At 72.2% G+C, this 18,517-nt stretch carries 15 protein-coding genes; 6 read left to right on the top strand and 9 right to left on the bottom strand.

The window, feature by feature from the left end; genetic code table 11:
- Window positions 1–50 precede the first annotated feature (50 nt).
- Window positions 51–746 (bottom strand): FadR/GntR family transcriptional regulator, encoded by a 696-nt coding sequence (locus tag ACFQ87_RS26520; RefSeq protein ID WP_380613322.1) that lies wholly within the window; start codon window positions 744–746, stop codon window positions 51–53.
- 390 nt (window positions 747–1,136) lie between these two features.
- Here ACFQ87_RS26520 and ACFQ87_RS26515 point away from each other — a divergent pair, with 390 nt between their 5' ends.
- Together ACFQ87_RS26515 and ACFQ87_RS26510 are read left to right on the top strand one after the other, a co-directional pair.
- Complete coding sequence (locus tag ACFQ87_RS26515) at window positions 1,137–1,691, top strand: gluconokinase (RefSeq protein WP_380613321.1); 555 nt, start codon at window positions 1,137–1,139, stop codon at window positions 1,689–1,691.
- A 73-nt stretch (window positions 1,692–1,764) separates the two neighbouring features.
- A complete protein-coding gene (locus ACFQ87_RS26510) occupies window positions 1,765–3,159 on the top strand; it encodes a gluconate:H+ symporter (protein ID WP_380613320.1) in 1,395 nt (464 codons plus the stop codon).
- Window positions 3,160–3,222: 63 nt separating this feature from the next.
- Here ACFQ87_RS26510 and ACFQ87_RS26505 read toward each other — a convergent pair whose 3' ends face one another.
- Complete coding sequence (locus tag ACFQ87_RS26505) at window positions 3,223–3,846, bottom strand: TetR/AcrR family transcriptional regulator (protein WP_380613319.1); 624 nt, start codon at window positions 3,844–3,846, stop codon at window positions 3,223–3,225.
- A 76-nt stretch (window positions 3,847–3,922) separates the two neighbouring features.
- Between ACFQ87_RS26505 and ACFQ87_RS26500 the strand changes: the two genes are divergently transcribed.
- Window positions 3,923–5,152, top strand: a complete 1,230-nt coding sequence (locus ACFQ87_RS26500; protein ID WP_380613318.1) for an amidohydrolase family protein — start codon at window positions 3,923–3,925, stop codon at window positions 5,150–5,152.
- A 164-nt stretch (window positions 5,153–5,316) separates the two neighbouring features.
- Here the strand turns inward: ACFQ87_RS26500 and ACFQ87_RS26495 are convergent, their stop codons facing one another.
- The 5 genes from ACFQ87_RS26495 to mmuM all read right to left on the bottom strand — a co-directional run bounded on the left by ACFQ87_RS26495 (window position 5,317) and on the right by mmuM (window position 11,769).
- A complete protein-coding gene (locus tag ACFQ87_RS26495; RefSeq protein ID WP_380613317.1) occupies window positions 5,317–6,912 on the bottom strand; it encodes an FAD-dependent oxidoreductase in 1,596 nt (531 codons plus the stop codon).
- Window positions 6,913–7,086: 174 nt separating this feature from the next.
- The gene (glpK, locus tag ACFQ87_RS26490) at window positions 7,087–8,607 is read right to left on the bottom strand and encodes a glycerol kinase GlpK (protein ID WP_380613316.1); all 1,521 of its coding nucleotides are present in this window, start codon (window positions 8,605–8,607) and stop codon (window positions 7,087–7,089) included.
- A 114-nt stretch (window positions 8,608–8,721) separates the two neighbouring features.
- Window positions 8,722–9,441 (bottom strand): MIP/aquaporin family protein, encoded by a 720-nt coding sequence (locus tag ACFQ87_RS26485; protein ID WP_380613315.1) that lies wholly within the window; start codon window positions 9,439–9,441, stop codon window positions 8,722–8,724.
- Window positions 9,442–9,743: 302 nt separating this feature from the next.
- A complete protein-coding gene (locus ACFQ87_RS26480; RefSeq protein WP_380613314.1) occupies window positions 9,744–10,508 on the bottom strand; it encodes an IclR family transcriptional regulator in 765 nt (254 codons plus the stop codon).
- A 256-nt stretch (window positions 10,509–10,764) separates the two neighbouring features.
- Window positions 10,765–11,769: a homocysteine S-methyltransferase gene (gene mmuM / locus ACFQ87_RS26475; RefSeq protein ID WP_380613313.1), complete on the bottom strand. Its 1,005-nt coding sequence runs from the start codon at window positions 11,767–11,769 to the stop codon at window positions 10,765–10,767.
- Between the two features lie 162 nt (window positions 11,770–11,931).
- Here mmuM and ACFQ87_RS26470 point away from each other — a divergent pair, with 162 nt between their 5' ends.
- The 3 genes from ACFQ87_RS26470 (at window position 11,932) to ACFQ87_RS26460 (ending at window position 15,655) form a co-directional block, all read left to right on the top strand.
- Complete coding sequence (locus ACFQ87_RS26470) at window positions 11,932–12,864, top strand: NUDIX domain-containing protein (protein ID WP_380613312.1); 933 nt, start codon at window positions 11,932–11,934, stop codon at window positions 12,862–12,864.
- A 49-nt stretch (window positions 12,865–12,913) separates the two neighbouring features.
- Window positions 12,914–13,462, top strand: a complete 549-nt coding sequence (locus tag ACFQ87_RS26465; RefSeq protein ID WP_380613311.1) for an NUDIX domain-containing protein — start codon at window positions 12,914–12,916, stop codon at window positions 13,460–13,462.
- 129 nt (window positions 13,463–13,591) lie between these two features.
- Window positions 13,592–15,655, top strand: a complete 2,064-nt coding sequence (locus ACFQ87_RS26460) for an acetoacetate--CoA ligase (RefSeq protein ID WP_380613310.1) — start codon at window positions 13,592–13,594, stop codon at window positions 15,653–15,655.
- Window positions 15,656–15,755: 100 nt separating this feature from the next.
- On the opposite strand, the gene ptsP is transcribed toward ACFQ87_RS26460, so the two are convergent.
- Together ptsP and ACFQ87_RS26450 are read right to left on the bottom strand one after the other, a co-directional pair.
- Window positions 15,756–17,426: a phosphoenolpyruvate--protein phosphotransferase gene (gene ptsP, locus ACFQ87_RS26455; protein WP_380613309.1), complete on the bottom strand. Its 1,671-nt coding sequence runs from the start codon at window positions 17,424–17,426 to the stop codon at window positions 15,756–15,758.
- 103 nt (window positions 17,427–17,529) lie between these two features.
- The gene (locus ACFQ87_RS26450; protein ID WP_380613308.1) at window positions 17,530–17,979 is read right to left on the bottom strand and encodes a PTS glucose transporter subunit IIA; all 450 of its coding nucleotides are present in this window, start codon (window positions 17,977–17,979) and stop codon (window positions 17,530–17,532) included.
- Window positions 17,980–18,517 lie beyond the last annotated feature (538 nt).

Below are 18,517 nucleotides of genomic sequence, written 5' to 3'. Positions count from 1 at the left end.
CATCCGGGCATGCGGCAGTGCCCCGTCGGCGCACGCGCCGGGTAAGGCGCTCAGCCCAACTGCTGGTTGAGCTCCTCCAGAGCGCCCGTCACGATCGTCCGCATCGCCGCCTCGGCGTGGGCGGCGTCCCCCGCGCAGATCGCCTCCGCGACCTCGCGGTGCAACCGGATCGCGTACGACTCCGGCTGATGGGGCATCAGATGGTACTCGGTCCGCCCGGTGAGCACCGCCCCCACGGTGTCCCCGAGGTGGGCGAACATCTCGTTGCCGGACGCGCGCAGCACCAGGGAGTGGAAGGCGATGTCGTGCCCGAGGAAGGTGGTCAGGTCGGCGGCCCGCGCGGTGACCGTCAACTCCACGGCCAGCGAGCTGAGTTCGCGCCGGTCGTCGTCGGTGGCGTGCACGGCGGCGAGCGCGGCGGCGGCGGGCTCGACGGCCACCCGCAGTGAGCCGAGCGAGCGCAGCTGGGCCGAGCGGTCCGAGCCGGCCAGTCGCCAGCGGATCACCATCGGGTCGAACACGTCCCAGAGCGACTTGGGCTGCACGGTGATCCCGACCCGCCGCCGGGAGGCCACCAGGCGCATCCCCTCCAGGACCCGCACCGCCTCCCGGACCACCGTCCGGGACACCCCGAACCGATCCTCCAGCTCCTCCCCGCGCAGCACCGCGCCCTCGGGAATCTCTCCCGACGCGATCGCCGGCCCGAGCTCGTCAAGCACCCGACCGGGCAGCCCCTGGATCTCCATCCGCCCAGCCTAGACGCCCACCGCCCCGAGCCCTCACGTCACCCACCGGCGCACGCGTGACTCGCCTCACCCACCCGTCGAGCCCCCGCCCCCACCTCGACCCCCGTCCGGCCCCGCCACCCCAATGCCGTCAGCGCCCCCCGCCCGGCCCCGGCACCCCCGCCCGGGCCCCACCCACCCCCGGAGCCGAAGGCGCCCCGGCCTTCTCGGGCCCCACTCGAGCGCCATGGCATCCCCGCCTTCCCTGGCCCCACCCGATCGCCGCAGGCACCCCCCGCTTCCCAGGCCCCACCCCCAGGGAAGTAAAAGTATGACGATTTGGTTTCTGGCACTTGAATACGTCATATCTTTGAAGCGATAGTGGCGGCCTGCAACGAAGGAGCACCACCCATGGCTCTCAGCGTCGAGAACCACGACCACCCGGTCACACCCCTCACCGTCGTGGTGATGGGCGTCTCCGGCGTCGGCAAGACGACCCTGGCCCGCCTCCTGGCCGACCGCCTCGATCTCCCCTTCGCCGAGGCGGACGACTTCCACCCGCCGGCGAACATCGCCAAGATGTCCGCCGGCATCCCGCTGGACGACCAGGACCGCGAGCCCTGGCTGCGCGCCATCGGTGCCTGGCTCAAGGAGCGCACCGAGGCCGGCACCGGCGGCGTTGTCACCTGCTCGGCGCTGAAGCACGGCTACCGCGACATCCTGCGCGTGGACGCCCCGGATGCCTTCTTCCTGCACCTCAGCGGCGGACACGAGCTGGTCGAGGACCGGCTCTCCCACCGCACCGGCCACTTCATGCCGACGTCGCTGCTCGGCTCCCAGTACGCCGCCCTGGAACCCCTGGGCGCGGACGAGCGCGGCGCCGTCCTGGACGTGGGCCCGTCCCCCGAAGAACTCGTCGAGAAGGCCGTGGTGCTGCTGCGGCCCGTCAATGGAGACCTCACGTGAGCGAGCGAAGCGAGCGAGCCATCAGAAGGCGCGTATGGGCGAATGCCCCTGCCGAGCGAAGCGAGGCGGGCGCATGAGTATTGCCCCCACCCTCCTGGCGGCCGCCCCACCGGCCCTGCCGCACACCGGCAGCAACTCCCAGCTGCTGATCGCGGTGCTGCTCAGCATCGGCGCGATCGTGCTGGCGATCACCAAGCTGAAGCTGCACCCGTTCCTCGCCCTCACGATCGGCTCCGGCCTGCTGGCCGCCATCTCGGGCGCGCCCTTCGACAAGCTGCTGAGCAGCTTCTCGACGGGCTTCGGCTCCACCGTGGCCAGCGTCGGTCTGCTGATCGGCCTGGGCGCGATGCTCGGCAAGCTGCTCGCGGACTCGGGCGGCGCCAACATCATCGCGGACACCGTGCTGGCTCGGACCGGCAACAAGGCGCTGCCCTGGGCGATGGCGCTGATCGCCGCCGTGCTCGGCCTGCCGCTGTTCTTCGAGGTCGGCGTCGTCCTGCTGATCCCGATCGTGCTGCTGGTCGCCCGCCGCGGCAACGTGCCGTTGATGCGGGTCGGCATTCCGGCCCTGGCCGGTCTGTCGGTGCTGCACGGCCTCGTTCCCCCGCACCCGGGCCCGCTGGTGGCCATCGACGCCCTGAAGGCCGACCTCGGCATCACCCTGGCGCTCGGTCTGCTGATCGCGATCCCGACCCTGATCATCGCCGGTCCGTTGTTCGCCCGGGTGGCGGAGCGCTGGGTGGGCCCGCTGGAGATCCCGACCGCCATAGCGTCCGAGGAGACGGTCAAGCGCGAGCGCACCCCGTCCTTCGGCGCGGTGCTGGCGACCATCCTGCTGCCGGTCGTGCTGATGCTCGGCAAGGCCCTGGCCGACGTGGTGATCGATGACCCGAAGGCGATGGGCCAGCGGGTGTTCGACTTCATCGGCTCCCCGCTGATCGCGCTGCTCGCCGCGACCCTGCTCGCCATGCTGACGCTCGGCAAGGCAGCCGGTTTCGACAAGGCCCGGATCTCCGACACCGTCGGCAGGTCGCTCGGCCCGATCGCGGGCATCGTCTTCATCGTCGGCGCGGGCGGCGGCTTCAAGCAGACCCTGATCGACGTGGGCGTCGGCGACATGGTCAGTCACTGGTCGGGCCAGTGGCACATCTCGGCGCTGCTGCTGGGCTGGCTGATTGCGGTGCTGATCCGCCTGGCCACCGGCTCGGCGACGGTCGCCACCATCACCGCGGCCGGCATCGTCTCCCCGCTCGCCGCCAACATGTCCTCGACCCACTCGGCCCTGCTGGTGCTCGCGGTCGGTGCCGGTTCGCTGTTCCTTTCGCACGTCAACGACGCCGGCTTCTGGCTGGTGAAGGAGTACTTCGGGATGAGCGTCGGGCAGACGCTGAAGTCCTGGTCGGTGATGGAGACGGTGATTTCGGTGGTCGCGATCGCCCTGATCCTGCCGCTGAGCCTGATCATCTAGCCCGCGAGACGCGCACGAGGGGCGGCACCCGTACCGTACGGGTGCCGCCCCTTCGGCGTTCCGTCAGCGCCCCAGAAGTCCCGACAGCACCGCCGCCGTCGCCGCCATCAGCTCCTCGGCCACCGCGCCGCCCGCTGCCGTACGGGCCAGCAGGCCCTCGCGCGCCGCCAGGATCACCGCCGCCGCCTGCCGGGCGGTCGCCCCCGTAGGCACCAGCTCGGGCAGCGCCCGTTCCAGGACGTCCGCCGCCGCCCGCGCCAGCGTCCGGTCGTGCGTGGCGACCTGCTCGGCCAGCGTCTCGGACCGGGCCGCGACCAGTCGGAACTCCAGGAACAGCAGGATCCACCCGCTCTCCGCGGGCTCGACCCGCAGCAGCGCCTCGACCAGCAGCCGGGCCCGCTCCTGCGGCGCCAGCGCCTCGCAGGCGGCGGCCAGTTTCTCCAGCTCGGCCATCCGCGCGGCGGCCTGGTCGTCGAAGAGCGCCAGCAGCAGGTCCTCCTTGCCGGCGAAGTTCGAGTAGAAGGCCCCGCGGGTGTAGCCGGCCGCGGCGCAGATGTCCTCGATGCTGGTGCGCCCGAAGCCGACGGTGAGGAAGAGCTCGCTCGCCGCGGCGAGCAGCCGGGCCCGGGTGTGCACGCGGCGGCGGGGCGGTCGGGGAGCGGCGGTCTCGGCCGGGGGTGGGTTCACAGGAGAACGATACATGGTGTATTCAGTACGAGTCGTATTCAATACGGCCCGTACTGAACTGGAGGGGACGACCGCCATGACCCGACCGACCCGGCTGCTGCTCACCAACGCCCACCTGCTCCACCCCGAGGACGGCACCCGCACCGACCTGGGCTGGATCGAGACCGTCGACGGCCGGATCGCCGCCACCGGCACCGGCCGCCCGCCCGCCGCCGCCGAAGGCGTCCGGGTCCTGGACGCCGAGGGCGCCACCGTCCTGCCCGGCCTGATCGATGCCCACGTCCACCTGCTGGTCACGACCCTCGACCTTGCCGCGGTGGCGAACTGGACCCCCGGTTACCTCACCGTCCGGGCCCTCGCCGAGGCCGAGCAGATGCTGCGCCGCGGTTTCACCACCGTCCGCGACGTGGGCGGCGCCGACCACGGCATGGCCCGGGCCCTGGACGAGGGCCTCGCGCTCGGTCCGCGGCTGGTTTTCGGGGGCAAGGCGCTCTCCCAGACCGGCGGCCACGGTGACCTGCGCCCGCTCGGGGACGACTCGGTGCCCTGCTGCGAGTCCCGCCCCAACTTCGGCCGGATCGCCGACGGCGTGGACGCCGTCCGCGCCGCCGCCCGGGACGAGTTCCGCAAGGGTGCCGCCCATCTGAAGGTCCTGCTCTCCGGCGGCGTCGCCTCCCCGCACGACGAGATCGCCGCCGTCCAGTACAGCGAGGAGGAGATCCGGGCGGCCGTCGAGGAGGCGGAGAACCACAACCGGTACGTCACCGTGCACGCCTACCACCCGCGTGCGATCGACCGCGCGCTGCGGGCCGGGGTGCGCTGCGTCGAGCACGGCAACCTGCTGGACGACGAAAACATCGGGCTGCTGCTGGAGAAGGACGCGTTCCTGGTGCCCACGCTGGTCGCGTACGCGCAGACGGCCAGGCTCGGCGCCGGCTCCGGCCTGCCGCCGGCCTCCCTCCGCAAGCTGGCCGAGGTCCGCGACCAGGGCCTGGCCGCCCTGGAGCGCGCCCACCGCGCGGGCGTCAACCTGGTGTACGGCAGTGACCTGCTCGGCCCGCTGCACCCGGCGCAGTTGGAGGAGTTCACGCTCCGCGCCGAGGTCCAGCCGCCCGCCGACGTACTCCGCTCGGCCACCACGACGGCGGCCCGGCTGCTCGGCATGGCGGGGGAGATCGGCACCCTGGCCCCGGGCGCCCACGCGGACCTCCTCGTCGTCGACGGCGACCCCCTGGACGACCTCACCGTCCTCACCCGCCCCGACCGCCACCTGAAGCACGTCGTCAAGGCGGGCGTCGTCGTATAACGACGAAGGGCGGGCGTCCGGAACACCGAACGCCCGCCCGTCACAAGCGGGTTGCTTGTCGGACCTTGCGCTTACCCACCCGCACGCTTCGCCAGGCCGTTCCTACTTGGTTCCACGCTTCGCGAGGCTGTGCTTACTTGGCTCCACGCTTCGCGAGGCTGTGCTTACTTGGCTCCACGCTTCGCGAGGAAGGCCTCGACCTCGGCCCGGATCTCCGGCGTGTCCAACCCGCGCACCGTCATGGTGGTACGGCGACGCAGCACGTCGTCCGCCGTGTACGCCCACTCGCTGTCGGCCGCGTACGCGACCTGCGCCCAGACGTCCGGCCCGTCCTCGTGGATCGGCCGGCCGAGCTCCGGGTTCTCGTCGATCATGCGGGCGATCTCGAAGGAGAGGGTGCCGTAGTGGCTGGCCAGGTGCTTGGCCACCAGCGGCTCCATCCGCGAGCCCGGCTCACGGTCGATCAGCAGGCGGTGCGCCACCGCGTTCGGCGCGCCGACGCCCGGCAGCGGCACGGTCGGGGCGATCGGGGACATGTCCTCGGCGAGGCTGGTGCCGGGCACGTGGGCCAGCTTCTCCAGCACGGTGCGGCCGATGTGACGGTAGGTGGTCCACTTGCCGCCGGAGACCGACAGCATGCCGCCGCGGCCCTCGGTGACGACCGTCTCGCGCTTGGCGGCGGCGGTGTCGCCCGGGCCGCCCGGCAGCACGCGCAGGCCGGCGAAGGCGTAGGTGATCAGGTCGCGGTCGAGGTGCTCGTCGCGGATCGCGTGCGCGGCCTCGCCCATGATCTGGTCGATGTCCGCGTCGGTGGCCCGGACGTCCTTCGGGTCGCCGGTGTACTCCTCGTCGGTGGTGCCGAGCAGGACGTGGTCCTCCCACGGGATGGCGAAGGAGACGCGGTACTTGTCGATCGGGATGGTCAGCGCGGCGCGCCACGGGGAACGGCGCTTGACCACGACGTGCGCGCCCTTGGAGAGGCGGATCGACGGCGCGGCGCCGGCGTCCTCCATCGTGCGCAGGTGGTCCACCCACGGGCCGGTGGCGTTGAGCACCAGGCGGGCGTTGATGCCGAACTCGTTGCCGTCCAGGCGGTCGCGCACCTCGGCGCCGGTGACCCGGCCGGCGGTGAAGCGCAGCCCGGTGACCTCGGCGTGGTTGAGCACCACGGCGCCGGCGTCGACCGCGGCGCGCACGGTCATCACCGCGACGCGCGAGTCGTTCATCTGGTGGTCGCCGTACACGGCCACCGAGCGCAGGCCCTCGGTGCGCAGGGCGGGCACCTGCTGGGCGGCGTGCGCGGCGGTGGAGACCCGGCCCATGCCGTCGCGGAAGGCGGACAGCGCCGAGTACAGGAACACGCCGGCGCCGAGCTTGGCCGCGCCGTGCGGGCCGCCCTTGTAGACCGGCACGAAGAAGGTCAGCGGGTTGACCAGGTGCGGGGCCACGTCGGTGGAGAGCGCGCGGCGCTCCTTGTGGTTCTCCGCCACCAGCTTGACCGCGCCGGTCTGCAGGTAGCGCAGACCGCCGTGGACGAGCTTGGACGAGGCGCTGGACGTGGCGCCGGCGAAGTCGCCGGCGTCGACCATGGCGACCTTCAGGCCGGCCTGGGACGCGGTCCAGGCGACGGCCGTGCCGAGGATGCCGCCCCCGATCACCAGCAGGTCATAGGTGGCCTTGCCGAGCAGCTCGCGGGTCTCGGCGCGGGAGGCGGTGCGGCCGGCGGTGCGCTCGGCGCCCAGGGTCGGGATGGTTGCCATGGTGGTTGTGTACGGCGCGCTGGTCGGGCGGCGCCGTTACTCCTCTCGTGTACGGTGCGGCCCCTGCGGGAGAGGCCGGTCGGCCCGATGCGGCGGGCCGGTGAAACCCAGTGACACCCGTTGCCGGAACAGCGGGCGGCCGGTCGGGGCCCGGGGCCCCGACCGGCTCGTCGATCAGTTGTTCTCTTCCTCCTCCACCCAGCCCATGGTGCGCTCCACGGCCTTGAGCCACTTCTTGTACTCACGCTCCCGGGTGGCCTCGTCCATGCGCGGGGTCCACTCGGCGGCGCGGTGCCAGTTGGCCCGCAGGGTGTCGAGGTCGTTCCAGAAGCCGACGGCGAGACCGGCCGCGTAGGCGGCGCCGAGGGCGGTGGTCTCGGCCACGTACGGGCGCTCGACCGGGGCGTCCAGGACGTCGGCGATGTTCTGCATGAGCAGGTTGTTGCTGGTCATGCCGCCGTCGACCTTGAGGGCGGTGAGCTCGACCCCGGAGTCCTTCTGCATGGCGTCGACGACCTCGCGGGTCTGCCAGGCGGTGGCCTCCAGGACGGCCCGGGCCAGGTGGCCCTTGGTGACGTACCGGGTCAGACCGGCGATCACACCGCGGGCGTCGGAGCGCCAGTACGGGGCGAACAGGCCGGAGAAGGCCGGGACGAAGTAGGCGCCGCCGTTGTCCTCGACCGTGTTGGCGAGGGTCTCGATCTCGGCGGCGGTGGAGATGATGCCGAGCTGGTCGCGCAGCCACTGGACGAGCGCGCCGGTGACGGCGATCGAACCCTCCAGCGCGTACACCGGGGCCTGGTCGCCGATCCGGTAGCCGACCGTGGTCAGCAGGCCGTGGTACGAGTTGACGATCTTCTCGCCGGTGTTCAGCAGCAGGAAGGTGCCGGTGCCGTAGGTCGACTTGGCCTCGCCCTCGTCGAAGCAGGTCTGGCCGAACAGCGCGGCCTGCTGGTCGCCGAGCGCGGAGGCGACCGGGACGCCGGCCAGGTCGCCGACGGCCTCGCCGTACACCTCGGCGGAGGAGCGGATCTCCGGCAGGACGGCCATCGGCACGCCCATCGACTCGGCGATGCTCTCGTCCCAGGCCAGCGTCTTCAGGTTCATCAGCATGGTGCGGCTGGCGTTGGTCACGTCGGTGACGTGCTTGCCGCCGTTGACACCGCCGGTGAGGTTCCAGATCACCCAGGTGTCCATGGTGCCGAACAGGATGTCGCCGGCCTCGGCCCGCTCGCGCAGGCCCTCGACGTTGTCCAGCAGCCAGCGGATCTTCGGGCCGGCGAAGTAGCTGGCCAGCGGGAGGCCGGTCTCGCGGCGGAAGCGGTCCTGGCCCACGTTGCGGCCCAGCTCGCGGCAGAGCGCCTCGGTGCGGGTGTCCTGCCACACCAGCGCGTTGTGCACCGGCTCACCGGTGTGCTTGTCCCACAGGACGGTGGTCTCGCGCTGGTTGGTGATGCCGATGGCGCGGATGTCGTCCTTGGTCAGGCCGGCCTTCTCCAGTGCACCGCGGACGACCGACTGCACCCGGGTCCAGATCTCGGTGGCGTCGTGCTCGACGTAGCCGGGCTGGGGGAAGATCTGCCGGTGCTCCTGCTGGTCGACGGCGACGATCCGGCCGTCGGCCCCGAAGATGATGCAGCGGCTGGAGGTGGTGCCCTGGTCGATCGCGGCGATGTAGTTGCCAGTGGAGGTCATGTGGAAGGTCCTCGGCTCAAGTTCGGGGGGTTACGGGGTGGGTGGGCCTGACACGCACGTTCGGTACACGCTCGTCCGGTCAGTCCCCGTGCTCGGCGGGTTCCAACCCGCCCTTTAGAACAGGGCGTTGTACACGCCGCCGGCCGCCAGGCCGCCCAGGATCGGGCCGACGACCGGGACCCAGGCGTACGACCAGTCGGAGCCGCCCTTGCCGGGGATCGGCAGGATCGAGTGCATGATGCGCGGGCCGAGGTCGCGGGCCGGGTTGATGGCGTAGCCGGTCGGGCCACCGAGGGAGAGGCCGATGCCGACGACGGTGAGGGCGACGATCAGGGTGCCCATGCCGCTATCGCCCAGGCCCTTGGTGGTGCCGAGGGTGAGGATCGCCATGCAGAGCACGAAGGTGCCGATGATCTCGGTGATCACGTTCTGGATCGGGTTCCGGATCTCGGGCCCGGTCGAGAAGATGCCGAGGGTGGGCTCCTCGTTGGCCTGGAACTGGCCGAGGTAGGTGAGCCAGACGAGCGTGGCGCCGATCATCGCGCCGAGCATCTGGGAGCCGATGTAGAGCGGCACCTGGCTCCAGTCGCCGCTCTTGACCGCGAGCGCGATGGTGACGGCCGGGTTGAGGTGGGCGCCGGACTTAGCACCGGTCATGTAGGCGGCGATGAGGACCGCGAAGCCCCAGCCGAAGGTGATCGCCAGCCAGCCGGCGTTGAGGGCCTTCGACTTCTTGAGGGTCACGGCGGCGCAGACGCCACCGCCGAGGAGTATCAGGGCGGCGGTGCCGAGGGTTTCGCCGACGAAGACGTCGCCGTTGGAGAACGCGGACACAAAGACTCCCTTGTCATGGCCCGGAGGTGCGGGGGTGGGGGCAGGCGGCCGGTCGATCCCTGTGCGGGTGAGCGCGCTGGGGGAGTGATCTTCCCGGCCGTCGTTCGACAATGTCGACCGTCATGCGGAAGCTTCCTCCCCAGGTCGGCCCCACGTCAAGGCAGGGTTACGCAGCTGTGACCCTTCCCTCGGCGGGTCCATCGAAGTTACCCAGCGGAGCTCCCGGAATCAGGACAAAACGCCAAGGCGCGGACAGGCCTACCGCCCGTCCGCGCCTCAGCGTGACGATTCGACTGCTGTGCTCAGAAGCGCCCGGCGCCCAGATCGCGCGAGATCGCGCGCGCCGCGCTGCGCACAGAGGCGACCAGCGAGGGCTTCACGAAGCCGTCCTCGCAGACCCGTTCCACCGGTCCGTTGATGCACACCGCGCCCACCGGGTTGCGCCGCCGGTCCTGGATCAGCGCGCCGATCGAGGCCACGCCCTCCCAGGTCTCCTCGATCGAGTCCGCCCAGCCGCGCTCGCGGATCAGCGCACACTCGGCGTCCAGGTCGGTCGCCTCGGTCAACGTCCGCAGGGTGTACGACTCGTACGGCCCGTCGCCCAACTCCCCACGCGCGACCGGGTCGTAGGCCACCAGCACCTTGCCGAGCGCGGTGCTGTGCAGCGGCTGCATCGAACCGACCTCCAGCACTTGCCGGGTGTCGTCGGGCCGGAACACGTGGTGCACGATCAGCACCCCCTGCTGGTGCAGCACCCCCAGGTACACGGTCTCCCCGGCCGCCCGGGCCAGGTCGTCCGCCCACACCAGCGCCCGCGCCCGCAGCTCGTGCACGTCCAGGTAGCTCTGTCCGAGCCGCAGCAGCTCGGCGCCCAGCTGGTACTTGCCGCTCTCCGGGTCCTGCTCGACGAACCCCTCCTGCTGGAGCGTGCGCAGGATGCCGTGCGCGGTGCCCTTGGCGAGGTCCAGCGCCGTCGCGACCTCGGACAGGCCCAGTCGACGCTCACCGCCCGCCAGCAGGCGCATGATCGCGGCGGCCCGGGATAGCGACTGGATCGGGCCGGGCATGGGTACCTCCGCGCTGACAGGCGGTCGACAATGTCGACCGCATTGATGACGGGACGAGTCTGCCAGGCCGCCGTCCGTCCGTGCACCTTCCCCCTCGGTAACCCGTACTCGGCCGGGTGTTAACCTCCCTGGCCCCTCGGTCGACTTCTAGCCCTCCACACCGCGCCCGCCTGGCTCGCTCATGCGCCCGCCTCGCTGTGCTCGGCAGGGGCATTCGCCCACGCGCGCCTTTGATCGATTCGCTCGCTGCGCTCGCTCATGCGCCCGCCTCGCTGTGCTCGGCAGGGGCATTCGCCCACGCGCGCCTTTGATCGATTCGCTCGCTCCGTTCGCTCATGCGCCCACGCCGCACCGCCACCTCGGCCGCCAGCGCGGCGATCCCGTCCGGCCCGACCCGGCAGCAACCGCCGACCAGCCGCGCACCGTCCGCCAGCCAGCCGCCCACCCGGACCGAGCGGAAGGTCGGCTCCCCGCGCCAGCCCCGGCGGTCGGCGTCCCACTCCTCCCCGCTGTTCGGATAGACCACCACCGGCTTACCGGTCACCTCGGCGGCCAGCGCCACCGCCCGGTCCGCGTCCTGCGGCGTGCAGCAGTTGACGCCCACCGCCACCACCTCGTCCACCTCCGCGGCCAGCGCGAAGGCCTCCGCGAGCGGTTGCCCGGCCCGGGTCCGGTCGCCCGCCACGCTGTACGACAGCCAGGCCGGCACCTCCAGCCCGCGCACCAGCGCCAGCAGCGCCCGCGCCTCCTCCGCGTCCGGCACCGTCTCCAGCGCCAGCACGTCCGGCCGGGCCGCGGCCAGCACCTCCAGCCGTGGCCGGTGGAAGGCCACCAGCTCCGCCGTGCTCAGCCCGTACCGCCCCCGGTACTCCGAACCGTCCGCCAGCACCGCCCCGTACGGACCCACCGAGGCCGCCACCCAGCGTCGCCGCCCGCCCGGCTCGGCCCGCGCCGCCTCCCGGGCCAGCTCCACACTGCTCGCCAGCAGCCGTGCCGCGTCCGTGTGCCCCACCCCGCGCCGGGCGAAGCCCTCGAAGCTCGCCTGGTAGCTCGCCGTGATCGCGACGTCGGCCCCGGCCGCGAAGTACGCCCGGTGTGCCGCCACCACCGCCTCCGGGTCGTCCGCGAGCAGCCGCGCCGACCACAGCTCGTCCGACAGGTCGTGCCCGGCCGCCGCCAACTGGTTCGACATCCCGCCGTCCAGGACCAGGGGACCGGCCGCCAGCGCCGCGGCGAAGTCCGGCGGGGGAGCAATGGGCATCGGGGCCTCCTCGGGAGCGGTCCTTCCTGGTCACAGCCTAGAAGCCGGAGGCTCCCGCCGACCGGGAAAACCATTTGCCGCCGGGGAAGGCAGTCGTTACGTTGTGCTCAGACCGAGAACGACAGCACCAGGTGTCCTGGAGAGCGCGGAGAGGAGCCCGCGATGGCAGCCGACGAACCGTCCCCCCGGCCCGGCGCCGGGCCCGCGGCCGAGCAGGAGTGGCTCGCCGCGTACGACCCGCGCGCCTACGCCCCCATCGCCGTCACCGTCGACGTCGTCGCCCTGACGCTGCGCCGGGGCAACCTGCACGTGCTGCTGGTCGAACGCGGCGCCCCGCCCTACCAGGGCTGCTGGGCGCTGCCCGGCGGCTTCCTGCGCGCGGGGGAGGAGGGCCTGGACGAAGCCGCGGCCCGCGAGCTCGCCGAGGAGACAGGCCTGCAGGGCGTCTCCGAGGTCGAGGCCCGGCTCTGCCGCCTGCACCTGGAACAGCTCGGCACCTACGGTGCCCCCGAGCGGGATCCGCGCATGCACGTCGTCTCCGTCGCCTACCTCGCCTTCGCCCCCGACCTGCCCGACCCCCAGGCCGGGACGGACGCCGCGGCCGCCGCCTGGCACCCGGTCGCCGACCTTGACCTGGGCCCGCGGTCCTGCGGTTCCACTCCAGCCACCGGTGTGCCCGTCGACACCCACGGGGGTGGCGTCGACGGGCACACCGGCCCCCGCCCGATCACCCTCGCCTTCGACCACGCCCGCATCCTCACCGACGGCCTCGACCGGGTCCGCGCCAAGTTCGAGTACAGCCCGCTCGCCACCGCCTTCCTGCCGTACGACTTCACCATCCCCGACCTGCGCGCCGTCTACGAGGCCGTCTGGGACGAGAAGCTCCACCCCGGCAACTTCCACCGCAAGGTGCTCTCCGTCCCCGGCTTCGTCGAGAGCACCGGCGCCACCACCGAACGCGGCGGTGCACGCGGTGGTCCCCGAGCCCGCACCTACCACGCCGGCGACGCCCGATTGCTCCACCCCGCCCTGCTCCGCCCCGCCCGCGAAGAGCCGCCGAGCGACGCCGCCCCGGGCGACGGCCGGGCCCACTGACCACCTCGACCCCGGGAACGCCGTTGACGAACAGGGCTACGATCCGGCCATGACCACAGACGAAGCGACCCAGACCGTCCACCGGCCCTTCTCCCACTGCCACTTCTGCGGCACCCCCTACCCACCCGGTACCGACGCCTGGCCCCGCACCTGCCCCGGCTGCGCCGAGATCAGCTACCGCAACCCGCTGCCCGTCGCGGTCGCCGTCCTCCCCGTCACCCGCCCCGACGCCGACCCCGCGCTGGTCGTCATCCGCCGCACCATCGAGCCCGGTTACGGCCAACTCGCCTTCCCCGGCGGCTACATGGACTACGGCGAGAGCTGGCAGCAGGCCTGCGTGCGTGAACTGTGCGAGGAGACCGGCATTTCGGCCGACCCGGCCGAGGTCAGGCTGATCCACATGGCCTCCGACCCCAACGGCCGCTTCGTCATGCTCTGCGGACTCCTCCCCGCCCGCCCGCTCAGCGACCTCCCGCCCTCGCGCCCCACCGACGAGACCGACGGCTGGCTGCTCGCCACCGCCGACACCCCGCTCGTCTGGGACTTCCACAACGGCATCCTCCGCCGCTGGTTCGACGGCGAGTTCGCCCAGAGCTAGGCGTCCGGGCCGCCGCCGGCCAACCCTGGCGCGGCGGGCGATCACATGGCATGGTCTGCACCGACAGCCCAACCGGACGGGTTGGCCACGAGCTCTCCCGTCCCCACCACCGGCCGGGAGACCACCACCGTGAGCACCCCACCGCAGGACCAGCCGCTCTGGCGCCCGAACCCCGCTCGCGCCGCCGCCACCAGCCTTGTGGCCTTCCAGGCCTGGGCCGCCGAATACCACGGCGCCCCGGCCGCCCCGCTCGCGCCGGCCGACGACGACCAGCAGGCCGCCCAGCGCTACGCGGACCTGCACGCCTGGTCCACCGCCGATCTCGACCGCTTCTGGACCGCCGTCACCCAGTGGTTCGACGTCCGATTCACCCAGGCCCCCGAGGCGGTCCTCGCCGACCCCCGGATGCCCGACGCCGTCCTCGCCGACGAGACCCGCACCGGCTCGCAGTGGTTCCCCGGCGCCCGCCTCAACTACGCCGAGCACGTCCTGCGCCACGCCGAGGACCCGGCCAACGCCGACCAGCCCGCCATCCTCCACCTCGACGAGACCGACGAGCACCCGGTCCCGACCAGCTGGGCCGAACTGCGCCGCCAGGTCCTCGCCCTCGCCGCCGCCCTGCGCGCCCAGGGCATCGGCCCGCACTCCCGCGTCGCCGCCTACCTGCCCAACATCCCGCAGGCCGTCGTCGCCCTCCTCGCCACCAACGCCGTCGGCGCCGTCTGGACCTCCTGCGCCCCCGACTTCGGCGCCCGCAGCGTGCTCGACCGCTTCCAGCAGCTCGAACCCGACGTCCTGATCGCCGTCGACGGCTACCACTACGGCGGCAAGGCCCACGACCGCACCGACGTCGTCGCCGAGCTGCGCCGCGAACTGCCCTCGCTGCGCACCGTCGTCCACGTCCCGCTGCTCGGCGGCCCGGCCCCCGAGGGCGCCCTGGACTGGGCCGACCTCGTCTCCGGCTCGGTCCAAGGACCGGACGGCGAACCGGAGTTCGCGCAGCTCCCGTTCGACCACCCGCTCTGGGTGCTCTACTCCTCCGGCACCACCGGCCTGCCCAAGCCCATCGTGCAGAGCCAGGGCGGCATCCTCGTCGAGCACCTCAAGCAGGTCGGCCTCCACCTCGGCCTCGGCCCCCAGGACCGCTTCTTCTGGTACACCTCGACCGGCTGGATGATGTGGAACTTCCTCGTGGCCGGCCTCCTGGTCGGGTCCACGATCGTCACCTACGACGGCAGCCCCGGCCACCCCGACACCGGCGCCCTGTGGTCCGTCGCCGCCCGCACCGGCGCCACCGTCCTCGGCACCTCCGCCGCCTACATCGTCGCCAGCCGCAAGGCCGACCTCCACCCCGGCCGCGACCTCGACCTCTCCGCCGTCCGCTGCATCGGCACCACCGGCTCCCCGCTCCCGCCGGACGGCTTCCGCTGGATCTACGACGAGGTCAGCGAGGACGTCTGGCTCGCCTCCGTCAGCGGCGGCACCGACGTCTGCTCCTGCTTCGTCGGCGGCGTCCCCACCCTCCCCGTCTACCTCGGCGAGATCCAGGCCCCCTGCCTCGGCGCCGCCGTCGAGTCCTGGGACGTCCAGGGCCGGCCGCTCACCGACGCCGTCGGCGAGCTCGTCGTCACCAAGCCCCTCCCGTCCATGCCCACCGGCTTCTGGAACGACCCCGAGGGAACGCGCTTCCACGACAGCTACTTCGACATGTACCCCGGTGTCTGGCGCCACGGCGACTGGATCACCGTCACCTCCCGCGGCACCGTCGTCATCCACGGCCGCTCCGACTCCACCCTCAACCGCCAGGGCGTACGGATGGGCTCCTCGGACATCTACGAGGTGGTCGAGCGCCTCCCCGAGATCGCCGAATCCCTGGTCATCGGTCTGGAGGAGCCCAACGGCGGTTACTGGATGCCGCTGTTCGTGGTGCTCGCCCCCGGCGCCGAACTGGACGACGCGCTGATCGGCCGCATCCGCACTTCGCTGCGCACCGAACTCTCCCCGCGCCACGTCCCCGACGAGGTCATCGCCGTCCGCGGCCTCCCGCACACCCTCACCGGCAAGCGCATCGAGGTCCCGGTCAAGCGCATCCTCTCCGGCACCCCGCTGGAGAAGGCCGTCAACCCCGGCTCCGTCGACAACCTCGACCACCTGCGCTTCTTCGAGCAGCTCCGGGTCGACCGCCAGGCCTGACCGGTGCCCGAGACCGGCCCGAGGAACGCCGAAGGGGCGCTCCCCACCGCAGTGGTGGGGAGCGCCCCTTCCCGCATCCGTCCGCTCACCCGCCGGGGAGCTACTCGCCGGAGAGCACCTGCTGCACCGCGGCCCGCGCCTCCTCGGCGCTGTCCGCCGCCCGCGCGGCCTCAGCGGCCCGACGGCACTGCGCCAGGGTGTACTTGGCCAGCGCGGTCCGCACGTACGGGATCGAGGCCGCACCCATGGAGAGGCTGGTGACGCCCAGGCCGGTGAGCACCACGGCGAGCAGCGGGTCCGACGCCGCCTCACCGCAGACGCCGCAACTCTTGCCCGTCGCCTGCGCGGCCGCGGCGGCCGAGGCGATCAGGTCCAGCAGCGCCGGCTGCCACGGATCCTGCAGCCGGGCCAGCGCACCGACCTGGCGGTCCGCCGCGAAGGCGTACTGCGCGAGGTCGTTGGTGCCCAGCGACAGGAACTCGACCTCCTGCAGGATCGACCGGGCGCGCAGCGCGGCCGACGGGATCTCCACCATCGCACCGAACTTGGCGACCAGCCCGGCCTCGCGACAAGCGGCCGCGAAGTCCTTGGCGTCCTTGCGGTCGGCCACCATCGGGGCCATCACCTCAAGGTGCACCGGCAGGCCCTCGGCCGCCTTGGCCAGCGCCTGCAGCTGGGTGCGCAGCACCTCCGGGTGCTCGAGGAGCGTGCGCAGACCGCGCACACCCAGCGCCGGGTTCGGCTCGTCGGCCGGGGTCAGGAAGTCCAGCGGTTTGTCCGCGCCCGCGTCGAGCACCCGGACCACGACCCGGCCCTCCGGGAAGGCCTCCAGCACCTTGCGGTACGCCTCGACCTGCTTCTCCTCGCTGGGAGCCTTCGCCGAGTCGTCCAGGAACAGGAACTCGGTACGGAACAGGCCGACGCCCTCGGCACCGTTCTCCAACGCCGCCGGCACGTCCGCCGGGCCGCCCACGTTGGCCAGCAGCGGTACCCGGTGCCCGTCCGAGGTCTGCCCCGGACCGGAGGAGGCGGCCAGCGCGGCCTTGCGTTCGGCGGCGATCGCCCGCAGCTCGTCCTGCTTCTCCTGCGACGGGTCGAGCAGCACGTCGCCCGAGCTGCCGTCCACCGCGACGACGGTGCCCTCGGCGACGTCCGTCGCCCCCGGCAGCGCGACCACGGCCGGCACGCCCATCGCCCGTGCCAGGATGGCGCTGTGGCTGGTCGGGCCGCCCTCCTCGGTCACGAAGCCGAGCACCAGCGTCGGGTCCAGCAGCGCGGTGTCGGCCGGCGCCAGGTCCCGCGCGAACAGCACGTACGGCTCGTCGCTGTCCGGCACACCCGGCATCGGCACACCCAGCAGCCGGGCCACGATGCGGTTGCGCACGTCGTCAAGGTCGGCGACCCGACCGGCCAGGTACTCCCCGGCGGAGGCGAGCAGCGCACGGTAAGCGGCGAAGGCGTCGTACACGCCGCGCTCGGCGCTGCTGCCGACGGCGATCCGGCGGGACACGTCGGCCATCAGCTCCGGGTCCTGCGCCATCAGCGCCTGGGCCTCCAGCACGGCCTGCGCCTCGCCGCCCGCGAGGTTGCCGCGGGCGATCAGGTCTGCGGCGACCGCCTCGACGGCGGCCTGGGCGCGCGCCTGCTCGCGCGGGGCGTCCTCGGTCGGGATCTGGGTGGTCGGGGGCTCCAGGACCGCCGTGCCCATGTGCCGCACCTGGCCGATCGCGACCCCGTGGCTGACACCCACGCCGCGCAGTGTCTTCTGCATGTACCTGATTCTCCGCTGAGAGGAGCGGCCCCGCCGGGAGCCGCTGAAGGCCGAGTCGCCCCGTCAACTCCTGCGGGGCGGGTGTGTGTCGGTGGTTGAGAGGTCAGCTCCAGCTGAACAGCTTGTCGCCGGCCTGGGCCTCGCCGGCCTCGCGCAGGTCGCCGAGCGATTCGAGGGAGGCCTCCAGCGCCACGATCGGCGAGATCGGCGACTTGCCCGCAGCCTCGACGGCGGCCGGGTCCCAGCGGATGACGGCCTGACCGCGCACCACCGTGTCGCCCTTGTTGACGAGCAGCTCGAAGCCCTCGCCGTTCAGCTGCACGGTGTCGATCCCCAGGTGGGTCAGTACACCGTGGCCATCGGCGTCCACGACCACGAAGGCGTGCGGGTGCATGGAGACGACGACGCCGTCCACCGGAGCGACCGCCTCGGTGGGCTCGCGAACCGGGTCGATCGCGGTGCCCGGGCCGACCATCGCACCCGAGAACACCGGGTCCGGCACGCCGGCGAGCCCGACGACCTTGCCGGTCAGCGGCGACGTCACAGTGGTCATGGTTGTGCCTCCCAAGTGCGCAATACATCGAGCGGCCGCGCGATGCGGCACACGATCAACTGAAGCCTAAATCATGTCAACTTCGGACATCTGCTGACATTCTCGGGCGAAGACCCGCGCCCCCGCCCGCCTGCCGGCCGGCGTCTCATCGACTCACGACTGGTCTAGTCCTCTTAGTCGATGCGCCGCACTCTACAGGCATCTTGGCGAATCAGGACCATTGCTGTATATGCTCGCGAGAGCAACAAATCATGCCGCCGTCCGGGCGACCCCCGGCGCGCCCCGATTCGCGCTCCGACTGCCGACCCGCTATGGTTGGTCGAGTCGCCGCAACACGGCGGTTAACACCAGATTTCAGATGGAGAAAGCCCCGGTAAACGGAGCGGAAAACATCTGCTAAGCTGGAATCACGAAAGAACGAAGCGCCCGGAGGGCCCGCTGGTAAGGCGGTCCGAAGGAAGCGTCCGTTCCTTGAGAACTCAACAGCGTGCCAAAAGTCAACGCCAGATATGTTGACATCCCCGGCCTCAGGGTTCCT

It is taken from the genome of Kitasatospora sp. NPDC056531 (genome assembly GCF_042794375.1).
Taxonomy (GTDB): Bacteria; Actinomycetota; Actinomycetes; order Streptomycetales; family Streptomycetaceae; genus Kitasatospora.
Note: the sequence above shows the minus strand (reverse complement) of the source record. Positions and strands in the feature narration are given on the sequence as shown.

Coding starts and splice junctions, on each gene's coding strand:
- ptsP (WP_380613309.1), bottom strand. CDS start 17,426: ATGCAGAAGACACTGCGCGGCGTGGGTGTCAGCCACGGGGTCGCGATC.
- ACFQ87_RS26515 (WP_380613321.1), top strand. CDS start 1,137: ATGGCTCTCAGCGTCGAGAACCACGACCACCCGGTCACACCCCTCACC.
- ACFQ87_RS26470 (WP_380613312.1), top strand. CDS start 11,932: ATGGCAGCCGACGAACCGTCCCCCCGGCCCGGCGCCGGGCCCGCGGCC.
- ACFQ87_RS26480 (WP_380613314.1), bottom strand. CDS start 10,508: ATGCCCGGCCCGATCCAGTCGCTATCCCGGGCCGCCGCGATCATGCGC.
- ACFQ87_RS26465 (WP_380613311.1), top strand. CDS start 12,914: ATGACCACAGACGAAGCGACCCAGACCGTCCACCGGCCCTTCTCCCAC.
- ACFQ87_RS26450 (WP_380613308.1), bottom strand. CDS start 17,979: ATGACCACTGTGACGTCGCCGCTGACCGGCAAGGTCGTCGGGCTCGCC.
- ACFQ87_RS26520 (WP_380613322.1), bottom strand. CDS start 746: ATGGAGATCCAGGGGCTGCCCGGTCGGGTGCTTGACGAGCTCGGGCCG.
- mmuM (WP_380613313.1), bottom strand. CDS start 11,769: ATGCCCATTGCTCCCCCGCCGGACTTCGCCGCGGCGCTGGCGGCCGGT.
- ACFQ87_RS26495 (WP_380613317.1), bottom strand. CDS start 6,912: ATGGCAACCATCCCGACCCTGGGCGCCGAGCGCACCGCCGGCCGCACC.
- glpK (WP_380613316.1), bottom strand. CDS start 8,607: ATGACCTCCACTGGCAACTACATCGCCGCGATCGACCAGGGCACCACC.
- ACFQ87_RS26510 (WP_380613320.1), top strand. CDS start 1,765: ATGAGTATTGCCCCCACCCTCCTGGCGGCCGCCCCACCGGCCCTGCCG.
- ACFQ87_RS26500 (WP_380613318.1), top strand. CDS start 3,923: ATGACCCGACCGACCCGGCTGCTGCTCACCAACGCCCACCTGCTCCAC.